We start from the raw sequence: 22,950 nt of genomic DNA on the forward strand, positions 1-22,950 counted from the left end.
AAAATCGAATTAATCGTATTTACATACGTGTAAATATATCTCTAAAAGCAAAATGAAAGGCATCCCTTCGGGGATGCCTTTCTCATATCTGCAAAGCAGTTTATTCTTTAAAATGTATATTCAACACCTAAGCGGGTTGAAAAGCGCGACATATTGTTATCATTCTTAGTGTATAATTTTTTAAAGAAGTAGGTGTATTCCGGTGTCAATGTAATACCAAACTTACTGTTAATGTTGTATTTCAGAATAGCACTTCCCACAAAACCCGACATATTATCAGCATAAGCAGAAGAAACATAGTTCCCATCAGAAACGGAACCATCAGACAATTCTGTTTTTTGATTTGAGTCTGATATATATTCAAGTTTCATTCCAGGAGAAACAAACAATTCAAATTTGTTTTTACTCCAAACCCGAAAATCGAGATGTGGATTAATATCAAAATAGTGCAGATCCATTGTCGTCTTCAACAAATCCATTCCAGTATACTCTTGTCCATAGCTATATTTCCCAAATCTGGACTCCACCCGGAAACGTACAATATCTGAGAATTTAATACCAAGATCAGCACCCCAGCTAAATTCGGCTCCATCCTGATCAAAATAATTGTAATTGTTGTAACTATAATACTTGTTGGCAGTATGATCCCAACCAGCATTTAGGTTAATTAGAAAATGAGATTTCGAAAATCCGCAAAACGGTATTGCTAAAACTGCAACAAGAATTAAAATCTTCTTCATGACGTACTTTTAGTTTATTTGTTTTTCGTTTTCCTAGAGTTTAAAACAAGCATGTTTCAACAATAGGCCAGATCACTTTTATAATTTTATCAGAAATTCTGCCATCCTACAGAGCTTGAAAGAATCGAGCAGAGCAAACAAAAATTATTCCAATACTCCCCTCGAAAAGCGCTTTACCCTACTTCCAGAATTGGCAAATTCCGATTTTCATTCTACTTTTGTCGCTCAATTTATTGAGAAGCAAAGATAAAGCAGAGTCAGGTTTTTCTACTGTTTTTTCTTTGAAAAATTGTAAATAGACAATTGAAAGATTAAGAATGAAAAGGGTAGTTATTGGTTTATCAGGTGGAGTAGATTCGAGTGTTGCCGCTTATCTGCTGAAACAACAAGGATACGAAGTAATCGCATTATTCATGATTAACTGGCACGACCGTACCGGAACCCTAACCGGACAGTGTACCTGGGAAGATGATGCATTGATTGCTGAAATGGTAGCCAAGAAACTGGATATGCCTTTCCATATTGTTGACTTGAGCGAGCATTATAAGAAACGCGTAGTCGATTATATGTTTGACGAATACAGTCAAGGGCGCACCCCTAACCCGGATGTTTTATGCAACCGTGAAATCAAGTTCGACATTTTCATGGATGAATGTCTGAAACACGGGGCCGATTTCGTTGCTACCGGCCACTATTGCCAGAAAACGGAATTCGAAAAAGACGGGAAAATGATTTATCAACTCCGGGCAGGAGAAGACAACAACAAAGATCAAAGCTACTTTTTATGCCAGTTGAATCAAGAACAGCTTAGCAAAGCGTTGTTCCCGATTGGTCACCTCGACAAACCAGAAGTTCGAAAAATAGCTGCCGAACAACAATTACCAACAGCAACCCGCAAGGACTCGCAAGGGATTTGCTTTGTCGGGAAAGTGGATTTGCCGACCTTCCTGCAACAGCAACTGGAACCAAAGACCGGTAATGTTATTGAAGTTCCTGCCGAGTTTATGAGCAAGAAAAAGCAAGTTGAAAAAACACCTGATAATTTCCGCAAACTTTGCTTTCCCTACCCTTACAAGCCGTGGAACGGAAAGGTTATTGGAGAACATCGTGGTGCACACTACTATACCGTTGGCCAACGGAAAGGCTTAAATATTGGAGGACACGAAGAACCGTTATTTGTCATTGGAACCGATGTCAAACGAAATATCATTTACGTAGGCGAAGGCTCGGAACATCCAGGGCTTTACAGAGCAGGTTTGTTCATCAGCAAGGAAGAAATTCACTGGATTAGAACAGACATCACGATGGAAGTTGGAGAAATTCGAGACTACGACGTCCGCATTCGTTATCGCCAACCCTTGGAGAAGGCCACACTTTACTGTAAAGAAGAAGGAATATACATCTTATTCGAGCAAGAACAGCGAGGAATTACTGCAGGGCAATTTGCGGCTTGGTATGAAGGCAACGAACTCATCGGCTCGGGCGTAATTGCTTAAATTATTTCGAATCACCCTTCGCTGAATACCAATAATATTCCGAGCAAAGAAAAACATGGGATTTTAGACTTAAAAACATACCTTTTAAGTTTAGTATCGAGTAGTACATACATCTTCAGCCCCTCCTTTTTGAGGAAAAGTTATAACTTTGGCCACAACTAAAATACAGCACATGATCAAATCGATGACCGGCTATGGAAAAGCCGAATTTGAAACCGGTAATAAAAAGATTACCATTGAGCTTAAATCTCTAAACAGCAAACAACTGGATATAAATTCTCGTCTTCCGATGCTTTACCGTGAGAAAGATTTGGTCATTCGTAAAGCAATTTCGGAAAAGCTGATTCGCGGTAAAATTGATTTTTCATTATATATCGAAAATTTAGGAACGGAAAGTAACTCGGCTATCAATGAGAATATTGTTTCGGCCTACTACAAGCAAATGAGCGAAATTCAGCAAAAGCTGGGTTTACCGGTAACCGAGCAAATTATGCAAAATATTATGCGGTTGCCTGATACGGTAAAAACAGTTTACGAGGAGCTAAATGAAAATGAATGGCTGGAAATCATGAAACAGATCCAGTCAGTAATTGAGATGTTAGACGGGTTCCGCGTACAAGAAGGAAATGCACTGGATCAAGATATTCGCTCAAACATTGCAGATATTCAGAACTTATTGAGCCAGATCACTCCTTTTGAGAAACAGCGTATTGAAAATGTAAAAACAAGAATTCAGGATAGCCTAAGCGAGATTGCGCTAAATGGCAGCATGGATAAGAACCGGTTCGAGCAAGAACTAATTTATTATCTCGAAAAGCTGGATATTAACGAAGAAAAAGTTCGCTTAACCAACCATTGTAGCTATTTCCTGGAAACGCTCGACAACACAAGTGATGTTGGTAAAAAATTAGGGTTCATTGCTCAGGAAATCGGCCGTGAAATTAATACCATCGGCAGTAAAGCCAACGAAAGTAATATTCAGCGCATCGTCGTTCAAATGAAAGATGCACTGGAACGCATCAAAGAACAACTGTTGAACGTACTTTAAACAAGGCAAAAGTAAAAAGGCAAAAGTAAAAATTCGCACAAACTAGATTTTTGAGATTTTAGTATGGTGAATGATTTAATGGACCTGCTTTTTCAATTTGCGGTAAAAACGATTCAGCTTCTACGCCAGATGCCATCGACTCAGGAAACAAAAATCATGAAGCACCAGCTAACGAAATCAGCAACATCAGCTGGAGCCAATTACGAAGAATCTCAAGCTGGTAGTTCAAAAGCTGATTTCATTTTTAAAGTGGAAATTAGCCTTCGGGAAATGCGTGAAAGCAATTACTGGTTACGGATAATAAAAGCAACTCATTCTGAAAACGAACTTACAACAGATCAATTGGAATTTGTAATAAAAGAATCGCAAGAGCTCAAAAACATTTTAGGAGCAATTGTGATGAATTCCAGGAAAAGGTAGCTTCTGAAACTTTTGACATTTTACTTTTTACTTTCTACTTTTGATTTTAGACATGGAAAAAGGCAAACTCATCATATTCTCGGCTCCATCCGGCGCAGGTAAGACAACCATTGTAAAGCACCTGCTGAAACAAGACTTCGGATTGGAATTTTCAATCTCAGCAACCAGCCGTGCTCCTCGTCATACCGAAACAAATGGTGTTGACTATTATTTCTTGAGCCCGGACGAATTTCAGAACAAAGTAAAAACCGACGAGTTCCTGGAATGGGAAGAAGTATATAAAGGAACCTGTTACGGCACCTTAAAAGCCGAGGTGGAACGAATTCGTAATAAAGGGAATCATGTGATTTTCGATGTAGATGTAGTCGGTGGCCTCAACATTAAGGAATATTACGGCAACGAAGCGTTAGCCGTTTTTGTGCAGCCTCCGTCGATCGAGGAATTGCGTAATCGGTTGGTTGGCCGAGAAACAGATTCGAAAGAAGTAATCGAAAAACGTGTTGAGAAAGCAGAATATGAACTAAGTTTTGCACCAAAGTTCGACGTCATTCTGGTCAGTCAGGAACTTCCGGTAACACTCTCCAATGCCGAGAAATTGGTAACCGAATTTATCAACAAAAAATAAGGTAGATGAAGGTTGGTCTCTATTTCGGAACGTTCAATCCTATTCACATCGGGCATATGGCTATTGCCAATTATATGCTTGAATATGCCGGACTCGAGAAACTTTGGTTTGTAGTAAGCCCGCAAAATCCATTTAAAACAAAAAAGCATCTACTGCAGGATTACCATCGCTTACAATTGGTTAGACAAGCTATTGAAGATGATTTTCGCTTTTCAGCCAGCTCTATTGAATTTGACTTGCCCAAGCCTTCTTATACTATCGACACCTTAACCTACATGCAGGAAAAATACCCACAGCATGAATTTTGGTTAATTATCGGCTCCGACAACCTGGACTTCTTCCACAAATGGAAGAATTACGAGGAATTGCTAGCGAATTATAACATCCTGGTTTATCCGCGTCCGGGCTTCACCGGAAGTGAATGGTTGGAACATCCACATATTCATTTAGTGAAGGAAGCACCACTCATGGAAATTTCAGCTTCCTTCATTCGAAATGCGATCCGAGAAGGTAAGGACATCCGACATTTTCTACCTTACAAAACATGGCAATACCTGAGTGAAATGAATTTTTACAAATAACATTCCGGTCAGGCATCACTCAATTTTCGGAAATAAACTATTCGCTTTTAGCAACACCAATCACACCAATTGCAACGCGTTTGCCGGCCGCGCCAGTTGGTTGCGAAACCAAATCATCCTCATCAGCATGCACAATAATTCCGCGCCCTAATATGGATTCCGCGCCATTAAATGTCATCGAGGGATAAGTCATTTCATAATCTGCCACACCTTGTTCATTCGCTTCCAAATTCCCCAGATCACCAACGTGACGCATTTCACCGTGTGGTGCACCGTGCTCATGTCCCTCCGGATTAAAGTGACCTCCGGCAGATGTTCCGTCAGGCGCAGTCAGATCTCCATATTGGTGAATATGAAATCCGTGCTTGCCCGGTGTTAAACCCGACACTTCAGCTTTCACAAGCATTCCTGCATCCGTTTTTGTGAAGGTGATTGTTCCGCTTACGTTATTTCCGGCAGTCGGTTGAAGCACGCAAATCGCTTTTGTCACCCCATTATCCGGCGCAGCTTGTACTTTATCATTCATCACCATATTATGCTCCTGTGCCTTCTCCGGTTTTGAGCCTGAATTACAAGACTGAGCAACTACAGCCACAATCGCTAATACGAACGTTAATTTCAATAATTTTCCAGTTTTCATCATCGTACATATTTTGTTCTACTACACTATAAACTCATATCTCAACAGATTGTTTCAGACTCACAGGTCTTTTTATAATAGAGTGTGCGGGAATTACAGAAACTCGGGGCTGAATACTAAATTCAAGCAACTCTGCCATCAGCAAAAAGAAAGTAGGTCACATAGCACAAAAAATCCCGACGTTTATTCGCCGGGATTCACCTATTTCACGAATTATTTCTCGTTGTTTTAATTCACACCAATAGCATCTGGCTTGTCATCCAAATCGCCTGTTACAGTGCCATCTGTAATAATATCTCCCAATAAAAGCAAACCGGCCATATGTGGTGCAGCCATCGAAGTACCACTTAAGGTTGCATATCCTCCACCTTTGTAGGTTGAATAGATGCTGACTCCGGGCTCGCAGTAATCAATCGGTGGATTACCGTAATTCGAAAAGTATGCAAATTTATCAGTACTGTCCATTGCTGAAACAGTGTAAATATTGGGGCCATTTACCCGCGCAGGAGAATGATTGTTCGCATCATCGGACTCGTTACCGGCAGCCAATGCAAATTTCACATCGGTTGAGGCTGCAAGAACTGCATCATCCAAAGCTGTTGAAACACCACCTCCAAGGCTCATATTGGCAACATCACCACTTACGCCATGTGCAGCAACATAGTCGACACCTGCAATTACACCGGAAACTGTGCCGCTACCACGGCGGTTCAATACTTTAACCGGAACAACTGTCGCTCCGGCAGCAACACCAATAACGCCGATACTATTATTTTTTGCCGCAATTATTCCGGCAACGTGGGTACCATGGCCGTTTAAATCATCCCCATCGCGATCCGAAGAAAAATTCGCAGACCGCACTTCATCAACATTCAAATCAGGATGTGTAAAATCAACACCCGTATCAATAATCCAAGCAACCTTTCCTGTTGCATCAACACCTCCATTGACACGTGAAATTCCCCATGGAACGACCTGCGCCGGTGCCGAAGATGAATTATCGGTAGTTCCCGGCCTTTTATTGATGATAATAGGGCTTAAGGCAATTACCTGGTCTTCTTCAATCCGTTCAACTGCGGGATCACCTTCCAGTTTTTTCAATTGACCGGGAGGCAGCTTAACTGCAAACCCCTTCATGGCTGTGGCATAAACATATTCGATTTCGCCATCAGTGACGTCTAATTTCTTCAACAACTTTGCTACAGCTAATGAGACCTTGTCTTTTTTCTTTCCATAGCCCTCTGTTGAAGATAATTCTGCATTTAATCCCAAATCATTTAAGGTGATAATGTAGGAAGTCTTTTCTACTGATGCTGATTTCAGGCTACTCGTCGTTTCTGTAGCTGCCAAATCGTCAACCGTTTTTTCACAGGAATGCATGACTGCTGCAAAAGCGAATACTCCGCAAGCCAGTCCAAGGATTTTTAAGCTTTTCATCATTTTTAGGGATTTTGAATTAATACAAAAGTCAGTCTTCCCAAACAACTCTTTGATTACATAGGATATAGACTACAACGAAAAATTGTGAATTTTGTTAATTCAAATCACCTAGTTTTTGATATTATTCAGCTTGCCATACTGACTTGGTGGAACATTGTAACGCTCTTTGAATTTTTTACTGAAGTACTTTAAGTCGTTAAAACCGCATGCATAGGCCGCCTCAGAAACATTATAGCCTCCCGAAACCAAATACTGGGCAGCAATTTGGAGTTTCGTATTTCTCAGAAATTCAACCGGGCTCATTCCGGTTAAACTCTTCACCTTGTTATAAAATACCGTTCGTCCCAAAGCAGTTTCTTTGACTAAAGCATCAACATTGAACTCCGAGTTTTGACAATTTTCGGTGATCAGAGCCACGAGCGATTTCAAAAATTCTTCGTCCTTATTTGTAATCTTCAAGTCTCCCTGGAATGGATTATTTTTAGAGAAGTAGGTCAGTACGTTTTGGCGCTGACGAATCAAATTCTGAACAACACTTAGTAAATACTCGGAGTTAAACGGTTTGATAACGTATGACTCTGCGCCGGAATCGATTCCCTCAATCTGTGAGTCCACCGCAGATTTGGCAGTCAGCATTACAACCGGAATATGACTAAGTTCGAAATCTTTTTTAATCTCACGAGTCATCTCAATGCCATCCATTACAGGCATCATCAAATCAGTTACAATGAGATCCGGATGTTTTTCCCGTGCCAACAACAAGCCTTGCTCTCCGTTTTCAGCATGCATAATCTCGAATTGCATTCCTAAAAATGAAGCCAGATATTGTCGGATTTCAACTTGATCCTCCACTAATAAAATCGCATATTTCTTTTTATCAGCACTGCCAGTTGCGTCCAGACTTTCTTCAGGCTCTGGGGCTACCTCGAGTTCATCTGCATGTGAAATCGGCTTGATTTGATCTGCAGGTTTGTAGTTTAATTCATCCGCCGAGAAATGTTGTTTCCCCAGCTTGATGGTTACCTTAAATATACTTCCCTGACCCTCTGTGCTTTGCACTTCGATATCGCCTTTGTGCAATTTCATCAACTCGTACGAGTAAGCCAGTCCAATACCACTTCCGCTATGCTCCGGATTATCATCTGACAAAGCAGTAAACCGTTGGAAAAGCATTGGCATTTTATTACGGGCTATTCCTTTCCCCTCATCTTCCACATAAATCTGCACCCGATTGTTTTTCCGATCTTCAGCAATGCGGACTTCGATACGTTTTCCGGCAGGTGTAAATTTAAAGGCATTGGATAGCAAATTAAATAACACCGAGTCCATCTTTTCTGCATCAATCCATGCATACAGCGGATCTTTCTGATCAGGTAACACGAAATTAATCTGCTTTTGCCCAGCCATTTGCTCGAAATTCTGACAGATCTCGCATGCAAATGCAACAAGATCTACCTCCCCAAGCTTCAATTTCATTTTCTGGTTCTGGACCTTCCTAAAATCAAGCAGCTGATTAATTAAGCGCAGCATTCGTTTTCCATTGCTACTCATAATCTCGATGGGCTGCTTCACCGATTCCGGCAACTCACGCATCCGTTTTAAGTCTTCAAGAGGTCCCAGCACCAAGGTTAAGGGAGTTCGGATTTCATGCGAAATGTTTGTGAAAAATTTCAACTTGATTTCGTTCACTTTTCGTTCTACTCGGAGGTCTGTACTCAGCCGGTTATATTTCACGAAAATCCGCCGGGAAATTTCACCGATTACCAGCACCAGTAACAGGTAAGCTGCATAAGCCCATTTTGTGCGCCACCATGGCGGTAAAATGGTAATATGCAATTCGCGTGGATTATCCCCCCAGGTACCATTCCAATTGGCGGCTTTCACTTTAAAGGTGTATTGGCCCGGTGCTAAGTTCGTATAGCTTGCCTTTCGCTCGTTACGCACATCATACCACTGATGGTCAAACCCCTCCAGTGTATAGGAATAGCGATTCTTTTGCGGATCGAAAAAGCTTAAAGCAGCATATTCAATACTGAAACTCGACTGGTTGTAGTTTAGCACCAGGTGATCCGTAAAGTTGATATCCTTTTTCAGGGGAGAATCCGGATTGTGATAGTCGACTTTCTCGTTAAAAAGTGAAAACGATGTAAACACCACTGGTGGCTGAAACGACTGAGTTTTCACCTCACTTTCGCTCACAATGAGCAAGCCATCCAAGGTTCCAAATAACAATCTTCCGTCTTTCAGTTTACAGCATGTCCCTTCTGAGAAGTTACTACACATTAAACCATTATTCGTATCGTAATTCTCAAATTCTTTGGTTTGAATATTATAACGTGAAATACCATTTTCGGTACTCAGCCACAAATTACCGTTTTTCCCTTCGAGCATCCCAAAAACAGCATCATTGACCAAACCTTCCTGCTCACTCACATGACTGAAAATAACTTCATCGTCCGAGTTCTGCATGATGCGGTTCAAGCCTCCGCCAAAGGTTCCAAGCCACATCCGGTGAGCCTCGTCTTCATACAAGTAAAGCAAATCGTTATAACTCATGCTACGGTCATAATTGACATCGTAGAAATAGGAGTTAAATTTCAAATTCGAATCCGTTATATCGCTGGTCAATTCATTGAGACCAAAAGTTGTAGCGACCCAAACCGTCCCGCCTAAGTCAACCAGAACATAGCGAACCTCGTTGCTGGACAGATTACTGTTTGCCGTTGAGATATTTCGAAAATGAAGACGATCGGCAGTCGGATTATCTATGACATCGATCCCGGAACCATAAGTGCCAACCAGTATACGCCCTTTGTGATCTTCAGTAATACAGTAAACATTGTCGTTGGCCAGCGATTGGGAATCCCCGTCCTTATGGCGGTAAATTTGAAAAGAAAGATCGGCGTAGTTCCGATAGCTTTGCAAAGGATGCTTGCTTCGTGCGAGGCCACCTCCCTTCGATCCCAACCAGATATAGCCTAGCTTATCCTGCAAAATCGAGTAAACATTAAACCGACCTAATCGACCTTGGGCTGTTGGTATACCATCGTATTTATGAATCAAGTTAAACTGGGGGTCGTAAACATACAGCCGCCCCGACTTGGTTGCCAACCAAATATTTTGACGGTTATCTTGTGAAATCGCGCGGATGACATTATCGCTCAGGCTCTCCACCTTCTTTTCAACTTTTAGCTGGCGGAACATCGGGTTGGCCGGTACCAACTTGTTAATTCCACCATTAAATTGCCCTGCTCCAATCCATAGAAGTCCCGATTTATCCTGTGCAACACAATAAGCAATATCCGAGCTCAACGAATTGGGATCATTTGGATCATTCCGATAAAAGTGAAACTCCTGTTTTTTTTCGTCAAAAAGGCCCAAGCCCCCACCATGCGTTGCAACCCACAAATTCCCATCACGATCTTCAAACAAAAATTGTCGTTGCAAATCAACCAGGGACTGAATTTCTTTGGGAACTAGCTGATAGAAAACAGCCTTTTCTAATTCCTTATCGATACGGGTTATTCCAAAATCATCAGTTGTTACCCAAAGTGCTTTGTGCGAATCTTCGTAAACATCAACAATCGTTTGGTTATCCATAAACTGTTGCACCTGTTGTCCGTCGGTATTACAAATAAACAAACCACTTGACTCAGTTCCAACCAGCAACTTTCCATCGCTTCTCAGCTTAACCAAACTCACAACATCGTTTAAGCCTTTAACCGGAAGTTTCTCCAGTTTCATCTGTTGCAAATCCATCCGCAACAGGCCGTTCAGGCGTGTACCAAAGTAAAGATAGGGCCCGTCAGCTACCCCACAGGTGAAACTTAGTCCTTCCGAAAAAATCCGACTTGCCTTTTCTTGCTTAGTCTTTCGTGCTTGCGGATCAAAATACTTTAGCCCTGTAGCTGTACCAACCCAAACCCCGGAATCCTTATCGGCAATAATAAAATTGATCGCCGGATCGGAAGCTTTTGTTCCTTTTTCGGTGCGAATTTCCGAAAATTGATAGATTCCATCTTCCGTAGTGGGCGCCTGCAGTCGGTAGATCCCCGCATTATTTGTTCCCAGCCAAATTTCATTATTCAGTTCCAGAAAAGAGCTTACCCTCGTATTCCGCGGATTTCCCGGTTCAGTAGTCGGTGGAAACGAATAAAAACGCTCAGTTCTCAGATCCAGGTAATGATAATGTCCGTCATGCGATGCCAACCAAATAAATCCGCGCTTATCTTCCCAAATCGAGATAATCCGGTTATTGGTCAGCGAATAGGGATTATTGTATTGAGTCTTGTAAACTTTGAATTCATAGCCATCGTAGCGATTCAGCCCATCCATTGTACCAAACCACATATAACCACGGCTATCACAGAAAATGCTTTGAACCGAATTTTGTGAAAGTCCGTCATTCGTATTCAACACTTCGAAACGTTCCACTTCGACAGCCCAAAGTGCACTGTGGATGCCAAGTAAAAAAAGTCCCAGAAGAAGTGTTTTCAAATGCTTCACACGTATCAGTTTTAGATAGCCCCAAATTTGGCAAAAAACATAGCGCCTGCAAAATAATATCGGAATCAAAATATCAGCCCCCATTCTTTTCAGAACTCGCTGCTACAAAGCGTTAGAACAAGTGGATAATCAATTCACCCCCCTATAACAGTCAATTTATAGCCAATAAAAAAGAACCGGATGAATTAAGTTTGCAATCGATTGAATTTTCAACGAATATCTAAATTCAGAAACTATTATTAATAGATATCTTTCACATCTATGAGATCAATAAAAGTAATCATCGTATTTGCACTGCTTACCACATTCAGCTGGTCAGCAAAGGCTATTCAGGACGAGAAGAAATGGTCCGAGATTTACGAAATCGTAAACAACATCAAAGAACCGGTTTTCCCGGATAAAACATTTAATATAGTCGATTTTGGTGCAAAAGCCGATGGCACAACATTAAACACCAAAGCGATTGACAATGCGATTGTTGCTTGTACCGAAGCTGGTGGTGGAACAGTGTTGGTGCCCAAAGGAACTTTCCTGACCGGTGCTGTTCACTTAAAAAACAACGTCAACCTGCACATCTCAGAAGGTGCGACCTTAAAGTTTTCAACTAATCCCAAAGATTATCTTCCCCTAGTGCAAACCCGCTGGGAAGGGAACGACGTTTTCAACTACTCCCCGCTAATTTATGCAAACGGCCAAAACAACTTTGCCATTACCGGCAAAGGTACAATTGACGGACAAGGCAGCAGTGATAACTGGTGGACCTGGAAAGGATCCGGCCATTACGGATGGAAAAAAGGCATGCCCAGCCAGCTGGATGAAGGCCGTGGTCGCCCGGCATTGGACAAGTGGGAAAGCGAAGAAGCTCCTTTATTCGAGCGTCAGGCCGGAGATGGTTACTACCTTCGTCCTCAATTTATCAGCTTCATCTACTGTACATCAGTTAAAATTGAAGATATAACAATCACCAATTCTCCATTTTGGGTTACTCATCCGGTATTATCAAAAGACATTATCTTCCGTGGCGTTCATATTAAAAGTCTTGGACCAAACTCAGACGGCTTCGACCCCGAATCATGCAAAAACGTCTTAGTTGAAAATTGTACCTTCAGCACTGGTGACGACTGTATTGCCATCAAATCAGGCCGTAACTCGGATGGTCGTAAACCCAACATCCCAACTGAAAACATGTTGATTCGTAACTGTAAAATGCTTGAAGGACATGGCGGCGTGGTTGTCGGATCGGAGATTTCAGGCGGTGTACGTAACATTTTTGCAGAAAACTGTGTAATGAGCAGCCCTGATCTGGATCGTGCAATCCGTTTGAAAACCAATGCCCAACGAGGTGGAGTAACCGATGGCGTTTATATACGAAACATTACTGTTGGCCAGGTGAAAGATGCTGTTATCCGTATTAACTGCATCTACGACACCCAAAGTGAAGGTCACGGGAAATATCCGCCAATGGTACGCAATGTGTACATTTCGAACGTAAAAGCCGACATGACCGGAAAAACTCCGGCAAAATATGGTTTGCGTTTCGAGGGTATTGAAGGCGAAAATTCCATTGAAAACATTTATATCAGCGACTGTGAGTTCGACAATGTGGAGAAAATCAGCAAGATCAGTGATGTGAAAAATCTCCATTTTGACAATGTCATCATCAATGGTAAAAAGATTGAAGACGAATAAATTTCGACCGACAGAAACAAATTGGATGCCTCGAAAATGAATTCAATTGACAAAATGAAAAGTTTCTTATAACAGTAATTAGGGTTACTGAATGCAGGACTGATTAAATAACTTAGATGCAAGATAGTATTGGCACAACGAAGGAAAGATTTGTGGTGAATGATGTGCCAATACTTCTTTTTTAAAACCTGTTCCAATGAAAACTAAACTAATCTCCTTCGTATTTCTTTTTGTTATTGCGTTTTATGCTTGTCAACCAAAGCCAGAAGCCAGGCTTGATAGTAAAGAGAATATTCTGAGCCGGATTAAAGCTCCTGAATTTAAGAAGGACACCTTCCGAATTACGGACTTTGGAGCAACCGGTGATTCATTGACAGACTGCAAACCGGCCATAGACAAAGCAATTCAGGCATGCGTACAGGCAGGAGGCGGAACCGTTCTCATCCCTGCAGGCGTCTGGTTTGTCGATGGGCCAATTCACTTTGAAAGTAACCTGAACCTTCATATTGCAGCCGGAGCAACGATTCGCTTCAGTTCAAATCCTAAATCCTATCTTCCGGTGGTAAAAACCAGCTGGGAAGGTACTCTCCTCTACAATTACAGTCCGCTTATTTACGCCTGCGAAAAAGAAAATATTGCCATCACCGGACAAGGGACAATCGACGGTGAAGGCTCCAAAACATTTGCGGCATGGCATGGGCAACAAAAGCCTGATCAACAGTTGACCCGCGACATGAACCACAAGAACACCCCAATTGAAGAACGGATCTTTGGTGAGGGACATTACCTGCGGCCTCAGCTGATTCAGTTTTTCGACTGTAAAAATATTTTAGTTGAAGGTGTAAAAATTGAAGACTCACCATTTTGGTGCATCCATCCGTTGCGATGCGAAAATGTAACCTTACGCGGACTCCGCTATGATGCCCAAAATAAAAATAATGACGGTGTCGACCCGGAATATTCACGCGACATCCTGATTGAGGATATTACCTTCAACAATAATGATGATAACGTAGCTGTGAAAGCAGGTCGCGATGACGAAGGACGAGCAATGAATCATCCCAGTGAAAATATCATCATCCGCAACTGCCACTTCAAAGGCTTACATGCTGTAGTGATCGGCAGTGAGATGTCATCGGGTGTTCGCAATGTGTTCGTTGAAGACTGTGACTATGCCGGCTACCTGAAACGCGGCATCTACCTGAAATCAAACCCGGATCGGGGTGGCGAAATTTCCAATATCTATGTAAATAATGTCAAGTTTGGCAATGTATTGGATTGCTTTATGGTAACTTCGAACTACCATAACGAAGGTACGGAGTTCCCGACCAATATTCATTCAGTTTACCTCAACAAAGTAAGCTGTAAAAAAGCAACCAACTATGCCATCTACATCAAAGGGCACAAGCTGAAGAGCGTTCACGATTTTGTGATTACCGACTTTAAAGTCGATAGTGCCGGTCGCGGCGTTCATATCGAGCATGCTGACAATATAGCTCTAAATAATCTACTGGTTAATGGTGAGCAAGTTACCTGGGACCCGGTTAAGTTACAGGAAAATGCCAGTAGCGATTACGATTATTAAAGACGATAAAACAAATTTTATGAGATACCTAAGCATTCTACTTTTCCTGACCATACTACTACCGCTGGCAGCGAGTAGCCAAAACGAGTTTCCACGCGACACCTCTTACACAATTTGGTCATCCTGGCAAAAAATCAAAAAAGATCATCCCAATGTTAGTCCGGTAAAAGAAATTAAAAGCGATAAATTCCTAAGTCTGCGCGACCAGGTTTACCGGGTTCGTGAGAACCGCTTGCTGCATATGGATATCTTTATTCCGAATAATAATCCCGGGGGAAAACGGCCACTGGTCATGATGATTCATGGTGGAGGATGGCGCTCGGGCGATAAAGCCAACCTGGTACCGCTGGCACAAGCATTGGCAATTGATGGCTATGTTACCGCCTCAGTCGAACAACGCCTGTCGATTGAAGCCCTGTACCCGGCTGCTCCTCAGGACCTGAAAGAAGCCATCCGCTTTTTGAAGCATAACGCCGACATTTACGGAATTGATACAACACGAATTGCTGTTTTAGGAGCCTCTTCCGGAGCAACAATGGCCAGCCTAATGGCATTTACCGGAAACATCTCGAAATTCGACGATCCGCACACCACATACCCGAATATTTCGACCAACGTGCAAGCCTTAATCAACGTCGACGGAGTAATTGATTTTACCACGCCGAGTGAAAGTGCAAAAGACAAAGATCCCAAGAAACTTTCGGCCGGAGCCATGTTCTTTGGCTGCACTTACAAAGAATGTCCTGATAAATGGGTTGAAGCTTCTCCCATTCAATATATCGGAAAAAATTGCCCTCCTGCACTTTATATCAACAGTTCCTTCCCGCGTTTTCATGCAGGCCGGGATGAGCTTTTTAAAGTGATGGACCAATACAAAATTTACCACGAACAGCACGGATTCGAAAATACACCACACGCATTTTGGTTGTTACATCCCTGGTTCGATCAAACACACGACTACATACTTAATTTTTTAAATCATATCTTTCAACAAAACCAGAAACAATGAACTTAAAGAGACTACTTTCAATTTTTACCTTCGCGATCATTGCCCTTCACCTGAATGCACAGCCGTGGAATGCCGATTTGGGTAACGGAAAATATAAAAACCCAATCCTGTTTGCCGACTATTCCGACCCGGATGTTTGTCGCGTGGGAGATGACTATTACATGACTGCATCGAGCTTTAACTGTTCACCGGGCCTACCTATTCTTCACTCAAAAGATATGGTAAACTGGGAGCTGATCAGCTATGCACTGCCGAAAGTATATCCAATCGACCATTTTAGTACACCTCAGCATGGTAATGGAGTTTGGGCTCCTTCTATTCGTTACCACGATGGGGAATTATACATCTACTGGGGAGATCCCGATTTTGGTATTTACATGGTAAAGGCCAAAGATCCGAAAGGCCCCTGGACTGAACCGGTACTGGTAAAAGAGGGAAAAGGACTGATTGACTCCTGCCCCATTTGGACCAAAGACGGTAAAGCATATCTGTCGTACGCATTTGCTGGAAGCCGTGCCGGGGTAAAAACAGTTATCCTGATGACAGAGATGACTCCCGACGGTACAAAGACAATTGGCAACAGCGTATTGGTATTTGATGGTCACAATGGCAATACCACTTGCGAGGGCACGAAATTTTACCAACACGGCGATTACTACTACATTATGTTCCCGGCAGGGGGTGTAAAACCGGGATGGCAGCTGGCTGCTCGTTCTAAAAATATTTGGGGCCCCTACGAAATGAAAAAGGTGCTTCAACAGGGAGACAGCAAGTTCAACGGCCCTCACCAGGGAGCTTTGGTGATCCAGGAAAACGGCGACAGCTGGTTTTACCACTTCCAGGATCGCTGGGCATACGGACGCGTTGTGCTTTTAGAGCCGGTAAGCTGGGTTGATGGCTGGCCTATTCCAGGCGTCGACAGCAATAAGGATGGCGTTGGCGAGCCTGTAGAGGAATGGACAAAACCAAACGTTGGCAAAGACTACCCTGCCACGCCACTGCTTACCACCGACGAGTTTAACAGTCACGAGTGGGGACTGCAATGGCAATGGCATGCAAACCCATCGGTATACTTCGGATACATGTCAGCAAACCTGGGGTATTTACGATTGAACTGTATTCAACAACCCGAAGACTATGTAAGCTTGTGGCAACTACCCAACCTGTTCCTGCAAAAATTCCCTGCTCCTGACTTCACGGCAACAACCAAATTAACATTCAGCAACCACGAAGAGGGTGACCGTACCGGATTGTTGTTAATGGGCGAAGACTATGCTTACATCGGACTGCAACAGGTTGATGGAAAACTACAATTGATTCAAAGCTCCTGTAAAGATGCCCGCACCGGCGGCAAGGAAGTCATCAATAAATCAACCAATATCGACCAGCAGGAAATCTATTTCCGTCTGACTGTCAAACACGTTCCGAAATCACCCGAGCATGATGCCAAAGCGCAGTTCAGCTATAGTTTGAACGGCAAAAAATTCAAAGATTTTGGACCGGAGTTCAAGCCTCGCGCAGGTCGCTGGATTGGTGCTAAAATCGGCTTGTTTGCAACCAGCCCTGTTCGTACCAACGACTGTGGCTATGCTGACATCGATTGGTTTCGGGTGGAATAGTACACGCGGAACGAGGAATTAATTCAAACCCGAATTTTAAAATTTGGTTGCTGAAAAATAATCAACCAAATTTGGAACACGACACAAGAATTCTAAATAAATATGAAAGCAAGAGTATTCGTACTTGCTGCAATTACGCTACTTCTCGGAGCATGCCAAAGCAGTGAGCAGAGCAAAGATCAAAAAGAGGAAAAGAACGTTAAAATCTTCATGATTGGCGATTCAACCATGGCCAACAAAGAAGCTAATCGCCGACCGGAAACCGGCTGGGGAATGGTGTTCAATGAATTTTTCAACGACAAAGTAACGGTTGACAACCATGCCATGAACGGACGCAGTTCGAAGAGCTTTATCGGTGAAGGTCGCTGGCAGAAAGTTTACGACCAGCTGCAACCTGGCGATTATGTGTTTATTCAGTTTGGACACAACGATCAGAAGTTTAAAAGCCCGGACCGTTACACCAATCCGTTTACTACTTACCGTGCCAACCTGGAGCGCTATGTAACTGAAACACGTGAAAAAGGTGCCATTCCTATTCTGTTGTCGTCAATCGTACGCCGCAACTTTAACGAGTATGGCTGCCTGATCGACACACACGGCGATTATCCCTTGGTAACCCGTTTAGTTGCTGATGCGATGGATGTTCCGTTCATCGACTTGCAACGGTTGACCGAGTTCCGTGTTACAGAGTTGGGCCCGGACGATTCGAAACAACTGTACAACTGGCTTGAACCGGGTGTAAACGAAAATTACCCGAAAGGAGTTTCGGATAATACTCACCTCAACGTGAAAGGTGCACACGAAGTAGCCCAAATGGTGATTAACGAGATGAAAAAACAACACATCCTGGAAAATTACATCAAGTAATCAATTCTCAATCAAATATTGAAAATGGTCGGTCTCCTTGGGGATCGGCCATTTTTTATCCTCAGGCCGGATGGACCAATCCTCTTCATCAAAAGGAACAGCGAGTCCGGCTCAAGGACAAAAAGAAGAATCGCGCAAAAAAATCAGCCATTCCATGCGGCGCATGCAAAATAACTACCACCAACAACATTCCCGGTGCGCCTAAAATCAAAACACGACAACTTTACCCCGGTTGTTAGCCGGGGCTATAAGCAATAGACCCTTGGACTAATCCAGTCCAACGGACTGATAGCAACAGCCGGGGGCATCGCCCTGGGATAAAACGAGCCTCCCATATTTTACAAATCTCCACTCGAAGCGCTCCCTGCCTCCTGAAAAAGAGCTTTAAGAAAACACAACTTCTGATAACCACGACAATGCTATACCAACTTCCAATCCGGTTGGTGACTCTCCGAAAACAGATCTATCCTTTGGATGCAATTCAAGCTAAGTTGAACAACAAAGCCCGGGTTTTTCTTGTTGTTTAATGCACATGAATGACTATTTTAGCGGCAATGCACAACGAAATAAAAACATATGGCTTACTGGATCAGCAAGGAGCTGAGACCAATTTCATTTTGAAGGATATGGGAACATTGTATGATAAATTTGGCGGCGAGCCCGACAAACCACATCGTCACGATTATTTCACCATTCTTTTAATTGAAAAGGCCAAAGGTGTGCATATTATCGACTTCAAGTCGTACGATTTGTTCGATCATTGTCTGTTTTTCATCTATCCCGGGCAGGTGCATCAGTTTATGAGCAGTGAGCGCCCCGAAGGTTGGATCATTAACTTTACCCAACTGTTTTTGGTACAACACAGCATCCCCGACCGCATGATCAACGATGTGTACCTGTTCAACAAACACGGCGAAACACCTCCCTTACCGGTTTCCGAAGCGAACTTCCAAAATTACAAAGACATCATCCGTCAAATTCAGCAATACAGCCAAATGGATTCGAGCATGAAAGATGATGCGCTGGGTGCTTTACTGAAGTTGATGCTGGTACAAAGCAACAACCATTGCACCTTACAAAAAGAGAGAGATCCGCAGACTATAGAAGCAGGAAACCAGTTGGTGCGTCATTTTAAAGAACTCATTGAGCGTCATTATCACGAGTTACATAAGGTGAACGATTATGCCGATATGCTGGCGGTAACCAGCGACTACCTCAATAAGTCGGTGAAAACCTTAACCGGGAAATCAGCCAAGGAATTTATCCTCGACCGTATTCTAATTGAAGCCAAACGCGTGCTTTTATTTACCGAAACCACCAACAAAGAGCTGGCCTTCCAGTTGGGATTCGAGGAACCATCACACTTCAGCAGCTTCTTTAAACGGTATACCAACAGCTCCCCAATTGACTTCCGCAACACTGCCCGGCAAGGTTGAAAGCAGTTTCCAGTAGCCTCTTTGCCCTTTTTACTTTTGACTTCCATCTTTTGCCTTTTAACTTTTGCCTTTTCCCTCCTAGTTCGGTTTTTTGTAATCCCTGTCCTGATTTTTATAAAGTAAAAGACTTTGGAGTCCTCTATCTTTGTATTATCAATTTAAAACAAAGCCCAAAGGCGAATTGATAACAAAAACAGAAAACAAAGAAAGGTCAAAGTCATGAAAACAATTATTCACAAAGCAAACACTCGGGGACATGCCAATCACGGTTGGTTAAACTCGTACCACACTTTCAGCTTTGCCAATTATTACAATCCCGACCGGGTTCATTTTGGTGCACTACGCGTGTTGAATGACGACACCATTGCCGCAGGAACCGGATTTGGAACACATCCGCACGATAATATGGAGATTGTTTCCATTCCTATTTCGGGAGCGCTGGAGCATAAAGACAGCATGAACAATAAAGCTGTCATCCAGGCCGGCGAAGTACAGGTGATGAGCGCCGGAACAGGAGTATTTCATTCCGAATACAACAAGAAGAAAGACGAACCGACGAAATTTCTTCAGATATGGGTCTTCCCCAACAAGAAAAATGTTACGCCGCGTTACGATCAGATTTCGATCCGGGATCTGGAAAAAGAAAACGAGTTCTTTCAAATTTTATCTCCCAGCGCCGATGACGATGGGGTTTGGGTTCATCAGCAAGCCTGGTTCAACCTGGGAAATTTCACACAGGCAACGGAAACAAGCTACCAGCTTCATGATGAAAATTCGGGTCTGTATGTTTTCGTACTGAAAGGGAAAGTTGAAATTGAAGGAAACCAACTGGCCGACCGCGACGGACTAGGACTGTGGGAAACTCAATCAGTACAGTTTAAAGCTGAAAAAGACACACAACTACTGTTGATGGAAGTCCCCATGAGTTGGACCGATTAACAGATTTTTTTCGGGGGCGGTGGGTTTTATCCGCCGATTATTAAAGCGGTTAAAAACCACTTTACCCCAAACAAAAAACAGAATAGCAAAAATTAGAAGGAAATAACAAACAAAAACAGAACAAAACATGAAAACAGTTAAAGTAATTTTAGCAGCAATTGCCCTTACTGTGGGCTTAGGAGTTCAGGCGCAAACTGTAAAAGTTGACGCGTCGAAAAGTTCAATCACCTGGTTAGGTAAAAAAGTTACCGGCGAACATACAGGTACTATTGCCCTGAAAAGCGGCGAGTTGAAATTAGATGGTAACGCCATTGCCGGTGGTAACTTTGTTGTGGATATGAATACCATTAAAGATACCGACCTGACAGATGAAGCATGGAATGCAAAATTAATCGGTCACCTGAAGTCAGACGATTTCTTTGGCGTAGCAAGCTACCCCGAAGCTAAATTGGTCATCACCAAAGAAGCAGCCTTCAAGGGGAATAAAGCAACGGTAACCGGTGATTTGACAATTAAAGGAAAAACCAACCCAATCACTTTCGACGTAACAAAAGAAGGTAAAACATATAAGGCTGAGCTTATTGTTGACCGTTCAAAATACGACGTACGCTATGGTTCTTCATCATTCTTCGAAGGCTTGGGTGACAAAGTAATTTACGACGACTTCAACCTGACCGTAAACCTGGTTGTAGACTAATTGTCGCTGAATTGAATTACACAAAAGAGAAAAGGGTAACCCTCGCTGGCCAAGGCTTGCGGGGGTTAATTTTGTGCTGACAGCTCGTTGAATTACCACATAACGGCTGGTCATAACCCTAATTCTTTACATTTGATGCCGTGAACAAATCTTGGTGAGCCCACCAATCATTGGGGAAGCCGTGAATAAATGTTCATGAGTCCACCTGTCGCCAGGGAGCGCATTAACAAATGTTCATGCCTCCATCTGAGGCTCTGGGAAGCTTTGAACAAATATTCTTGCCTCCACCAACACTTGGGGAAGCCATGAATAAATGTTAACGAGGCCACCCGCGCACAGGGGAGGCATTCAACAAATGTTAAAGCCTGGATCAAAAAACCATTCCCTGTGAACAAATCGGTATACCTGGGCCTTTACAGATAGATCAACAAAAAAAACGGAAAACGACAAATGTACTATTTCACACTCCCCGGTTATGGCGGTTCGTCCGCAGAACACTGGCAAAGCCATTTTGAGCAAACACTGCCCAACTGCGAACGGATTGAACAGGCCAACTGGGATGAACCGGACTGCGATAGCTGGGTGAAAAATGTAGAGGCTAAAATAGCGGCCTGCAAGGACCCCGAAATTATTTTGATTGCCCACAGCCTGGGCTGCATTACCACCGTGCAGTGGGCGAAACACTTTCACAAAAAAGTGAAAGCAGCCCTACTGGTGGCTCCGCCCGATCTCGAAAACCAGGATCATGGTTTTGGCAGCTTCACCCCTACACCATTGGAAAAGCTTCCGTTTCCGACCATTTTGGTCGCCAGCGATAACGATCCCTGGTGTAAGAAAGAACAATCCGAATTTTTAGCAGCACAATGGGGCAGCCACCTGGTTGTAATCAACCAGGCCGGACATATAAACGCCGATGCAGGTTTTGGCGAATGGGAACAAGGCCTTGCCCTGGTCGAAGAGCTAAGCTTCCCTACTTAAGCCAGCCGGTTATGCTGTCGCGGTTCCGGTTAGCTGGGAGCACCTCGTGTTCAATCAGCTCGCTCTTAAAGATCACAGTTGTTCCCCATTTGGGCTGAATGTGCAGGTCGCCGGCCGGAAGGTACAAAACCAGGCTTCCGCCATCGGCTTCGGTCCAGTCTTCGTTCAGGTAGGTAACCACCGAGAACTTGCGGCTTTCGTCGTTCTTAAACTGGTCGAGATGCCGTTTATAAAAGTTTCCTTTTTCGAAACAGGCATAATGAAACTCCCAATCGTGAATGCCGGTGTAGCAAGTCCGGTTCAGGTAATTGCTGAAAACCGGCAATGCGGACAATAAAAGCATGCTCGGCCTCCTGCTCCGAAGCATTATCGATCCAATGGATTTTATCCGACCGGATCGTCTTCTCCCGGGTTAAATTGAATTGATTGCCGATGCCGGCGCGTTTAAACTCGTCGTCGTCCAGCAGCCGGAGTAATTCCTGCTTCAGTCCGGTTAACACCTGAGGCTCGAAAAGCCCCTCAACCACTGCATAATTATGCGCCACAATTCCATCAATAATCGCTTCATATTGATGAAAAAAAATCTCCGGGCACATGTTCTCTTATCCGATCATAAATTTTTGATGGATGAGAAA

19 protein-coding genes are annotated in these 22,950 nt (G+C 43.1%); 14 read left to right on the forward strand and 5 right to left on the reverse strand.

The annotated features are described in order from the left end of the window. Nucleotides 1-107: 107 nt before the first annotated feature. Entirely contained in the window at nucleotides 108-740 is a 633-nt protein-coding gene (locus AC37HE_RS02605; RefSeq protein WP_500781219.1) for a hypothetical protein, read from the reverse strand. A gap of 317 nt (nucleotides 741-1,057) precedes the next feature. Here AC37HE_RS02605 and mnmA point away from each other — a divergent pair, with 317 nt between their 5' ends. From mnmA to nadD, 5 genes are all read left to right on the forward strand, one after another. Continuing rightward, nucleotides 1,058-2,236 carry a tRNA 2-thiouridine(34) synthase MnmA gene (gene mnmA, locus AC37HE_RS02610; protein ID WP_500781220.1) on the forward strand — a complete coding sequence of 393 codons (1,179 nt, stop codon included), beginning with the start codon at nucleotides 1,058-1,060 and terminating at the stop codon, nucleotides 2,234-2,236. 172 nt (nucleotides 2,237-2,408) lie between these two features. Beyond that, nucleotides 2,409-3,284 (forward strand): YicC/YloC family endoribonuclease, encoded by an 876-nt coding sequence (locus AC37HE_RS02615; protein WP_500781221.1) that lies wholly within the window; start codon nucleotides 2,409-2,411, stop codon nucleotides 3,282-3,284. Nucleotides 3,285-3,347: 63 nt separating this feature from the next. After that, nucleotides 3,348-3,704 carry a four helix bundle protein gene (locus AC37HE_RS02620; RefSeq protein ID WP_500781222.1) on the forward strand — a complete coding sequence of 119 codons (357 nt, stop codon included), beginning with the start codon at nucleotides 3,348-3,350 and terminating at the stop codon, nucleotides 3,702-3,704. A gap of 52 nt (nucleotides 3,705-3,756) precedes the next feature. Beyond that, a complete protein-coding gene (gene gmk / locus AC37HE_RS02625) occupies nucleotides 3,757-4,329 on the forward strand; it encodes a guanylate kinase (protein WP_500781223.1) in 573 nt (190 codons plus the stop codon). A gap of 5 nt (nucleotides 4,330-4,334) precedes the next feature. Continuing rightward, a complete protein-coding gene (gene nadD, locus AC37HE_RS02630) occupies nucleotides 4,335-4,910 on the forward strand; it encodes a nicotinate (nicotinamide) nucleotide adenylyltransferase (RefSeq protein ID WP_500781224.1) in 576 nt (191 codons plus the stop codon). A gap of 37 nt (nucleotides 4,911-4,947) precedes the next feature. On the opposite strand, the gene AC37HE_RS02635 is transcribed toward nadD, so the two are convergent. The 3 genes from AC37HE_RS02635 to AC37HE_RS02645 all read right to left on the reverse strand — a co-directional run bounded on the left by AC37HE_RS02635 (nucleotide 4,948) and on the right by AC37HE_RS02645 (nucleotide 11,496). After that, nucleotides 4,948-5,553, reverse strand: coding sequence for a superoxide dismutase family protein (locus AC37HE_RS02635; RefSeq protein ID WP_500781225.1), 606 nt, complete (start codon nucleotides 5,551-5,553; stop codon nucleotides 4,948-4,950). Between the two features lie 225 nt (nucleotides 5,554-5,778). After that, complete coding sequence (locus tag AC37HE_RS02640) at nucleotides 5,779-6,990, reverse strand: S8 family peptidase (protein WP_500781226.1); 1,212 nt, start codon at nucleotides 6,988-6,990, stop codon at nucleotides 5,779-5,781. 108 nt (nucleotides 6,991-7,098) lie between these two features. Beyond that, the gene (locus AC37HE_RS02645) at nucleotides 7,099-11,496 is read right to left on the reverse strand and encodes a hybrid sensor histidine kinase/response regulator transcription factor (RefSeq protein ID WP_500781227.1); all 4,398 of its coding nucleotides are present in this window, start codon (nucleotides 11,494-11,496) and stop codon (nucleotides 7,099-7,101) included. 261 nt (nucleotides 11,497-11,757) lie between these two features. On the opposite strand from AC37HE_RS02645, the gene AC37HE_RS02650 reads away from it, so the two are divergent. The 9 genes from AC37HE_RS02650 (at nucleotide 11,758) to AC37HE_RS02690 (ending at nucleotide 22,315) form a co-directional block, all read left to right on the forward strand. Further along, nucleotides 11,758-13,185 (forward strand): glycoside hydrolase family 28 protein, encoded by a 1,428-nt coding sequence (locus AC37HE_RS02650; protein ID WP_500781228.1) that lies wholly within the window; start codon nucleotides 11,758-11,760, stop codon nucleotides 13,183-13,185. A 196-nt stretch (nucleotides 13,186-13,381) separates the two neighbouring features. Next, the gene (locus AC37HE_RS02655; RefSeq protein WP_500781229.1) at nucleotides 13,382-14,770 is read left to right on the forward strand and encodes a glycoside hydrolase family 28 protein; all 1,389 of its coding nucleotides are present in this window, start codon (nucleotides 13,382-13,384) and stop codon (nucleotides 14,768-14,770) included. A gap of 19 nt (nucleotides 14,771-14,789) precedes the next feature. Then, complete coding sequence (locus tag AC37HE_RS02660; protein WP_500781230.1) at nucleotides 14,790-15,779, forward strand: alpha/beta hydrolase fold domain-containing protein; 990 nt, start codon at nucleotides 14,790-14,792, stop codon at nucleotides 15,777-15,779. Next, entirely contained in the window at nucleotides 15,776-17,398 is a 1,623-nt protein-coding gene (locus AC37HE_RS02665) for a glycoside hydrolase family 43 protein (RefSeq protein ID WP_500781231.1), read from the forward strand. Before AC37HE_RS02660 ends, AC37HE_RS02665 begins: the two co-directional genes overlap by 4 nt. A gap of 102 nt (nucleotides 17,399-17,500) precedes the next feature. Then, nucleotides 17,501-18,265 (forward strand): rhamnogalacturonan acetylesterase, encoded by a 765-nt coding sequence (locus AC37HE_RS02670; protein ID WP_500781232.1) that lies wholly within the window; start codon nucleotides 17,501-17,503, stop codon nucleotides 18,263-18,265. A 536-nt stretch (nucleotides 18,266-18,801) separates the two neighbouring features. After that, the gene (locus AC37HE_RS02675; protein WP_500781233.1) at nucleotides 18,802-19,701 is read left to right on the forward strand and encodes an AraC family transcriptional regulator; all 900 of its coding nucleotides are present in this window, start codon (nucleotides 18,802-18,804) and stop codon (nucleotides 19,699-19,701) included. A 219-nt stretch (nucleotides 19,702-19,920) separates the two neighbouring features. Continuing rightward, nucleotides 19,921-20,640 (forward strand): pirin family protein, encoded by a 720-nt coding sequence (locus AC37HE_RS02680; RefSeq protein ID WP_500781234.1) that lies wholly within the window; start codon nucleotides 19,921-19,923, stop codon nucleotides 20,638-20,640. A gap of 127 nt (nucleotides 20,641-20,767) precedes the next feature. Continuing rightward, nucleotides 20,768-21,337 (forward strand): YceI family protein, encoded by a 570-nt coding sequence (locus tag AC37HE_RS02685; protein ID WP_500781235.1) that lies wholly within the window; start codon nucleotides 20,768-20,770, stop codon nucleotides 21,335-21,337. 450 nt (nucleotides 21,338-21,787) lie between these two features. Further along, nucleotides 21,788-22,315, forward strand: coding sequence for an RBBP9/YdeN family alpha/beta hydrolase (locus AC37HE_RS02690; RefSeq protein ID WP_500781236.1), 528 nt, complete (start codon nucleotides 21,788-21,790; stop codon nucleotides 22,313-22,315). Here AC37HE_RS02690 and AC37HE_RS02695 read toward each other — a convergent pair. Continuing rightward, nucleotides 22,308-22,658, reverse strand: a complete 351-nt coding sequence (locus tag AC37HE_RS02695; protein ID WP_500781237.1) for a 2OG-Fe(II) oxygenase — start codon at nucleotides 22,656-22,658, stop codon at nucleotides 22,308-22,310. The genes AC37HE_RS02690 and AC37HE_RS02695 overlap by 8 nt on opposite strands. Nucleotides 22,659-22,950 lie beyond the last annotated feature (292 nt).

Source organism: Mangrovibacterium sp., from assembly GCF_059905295.1.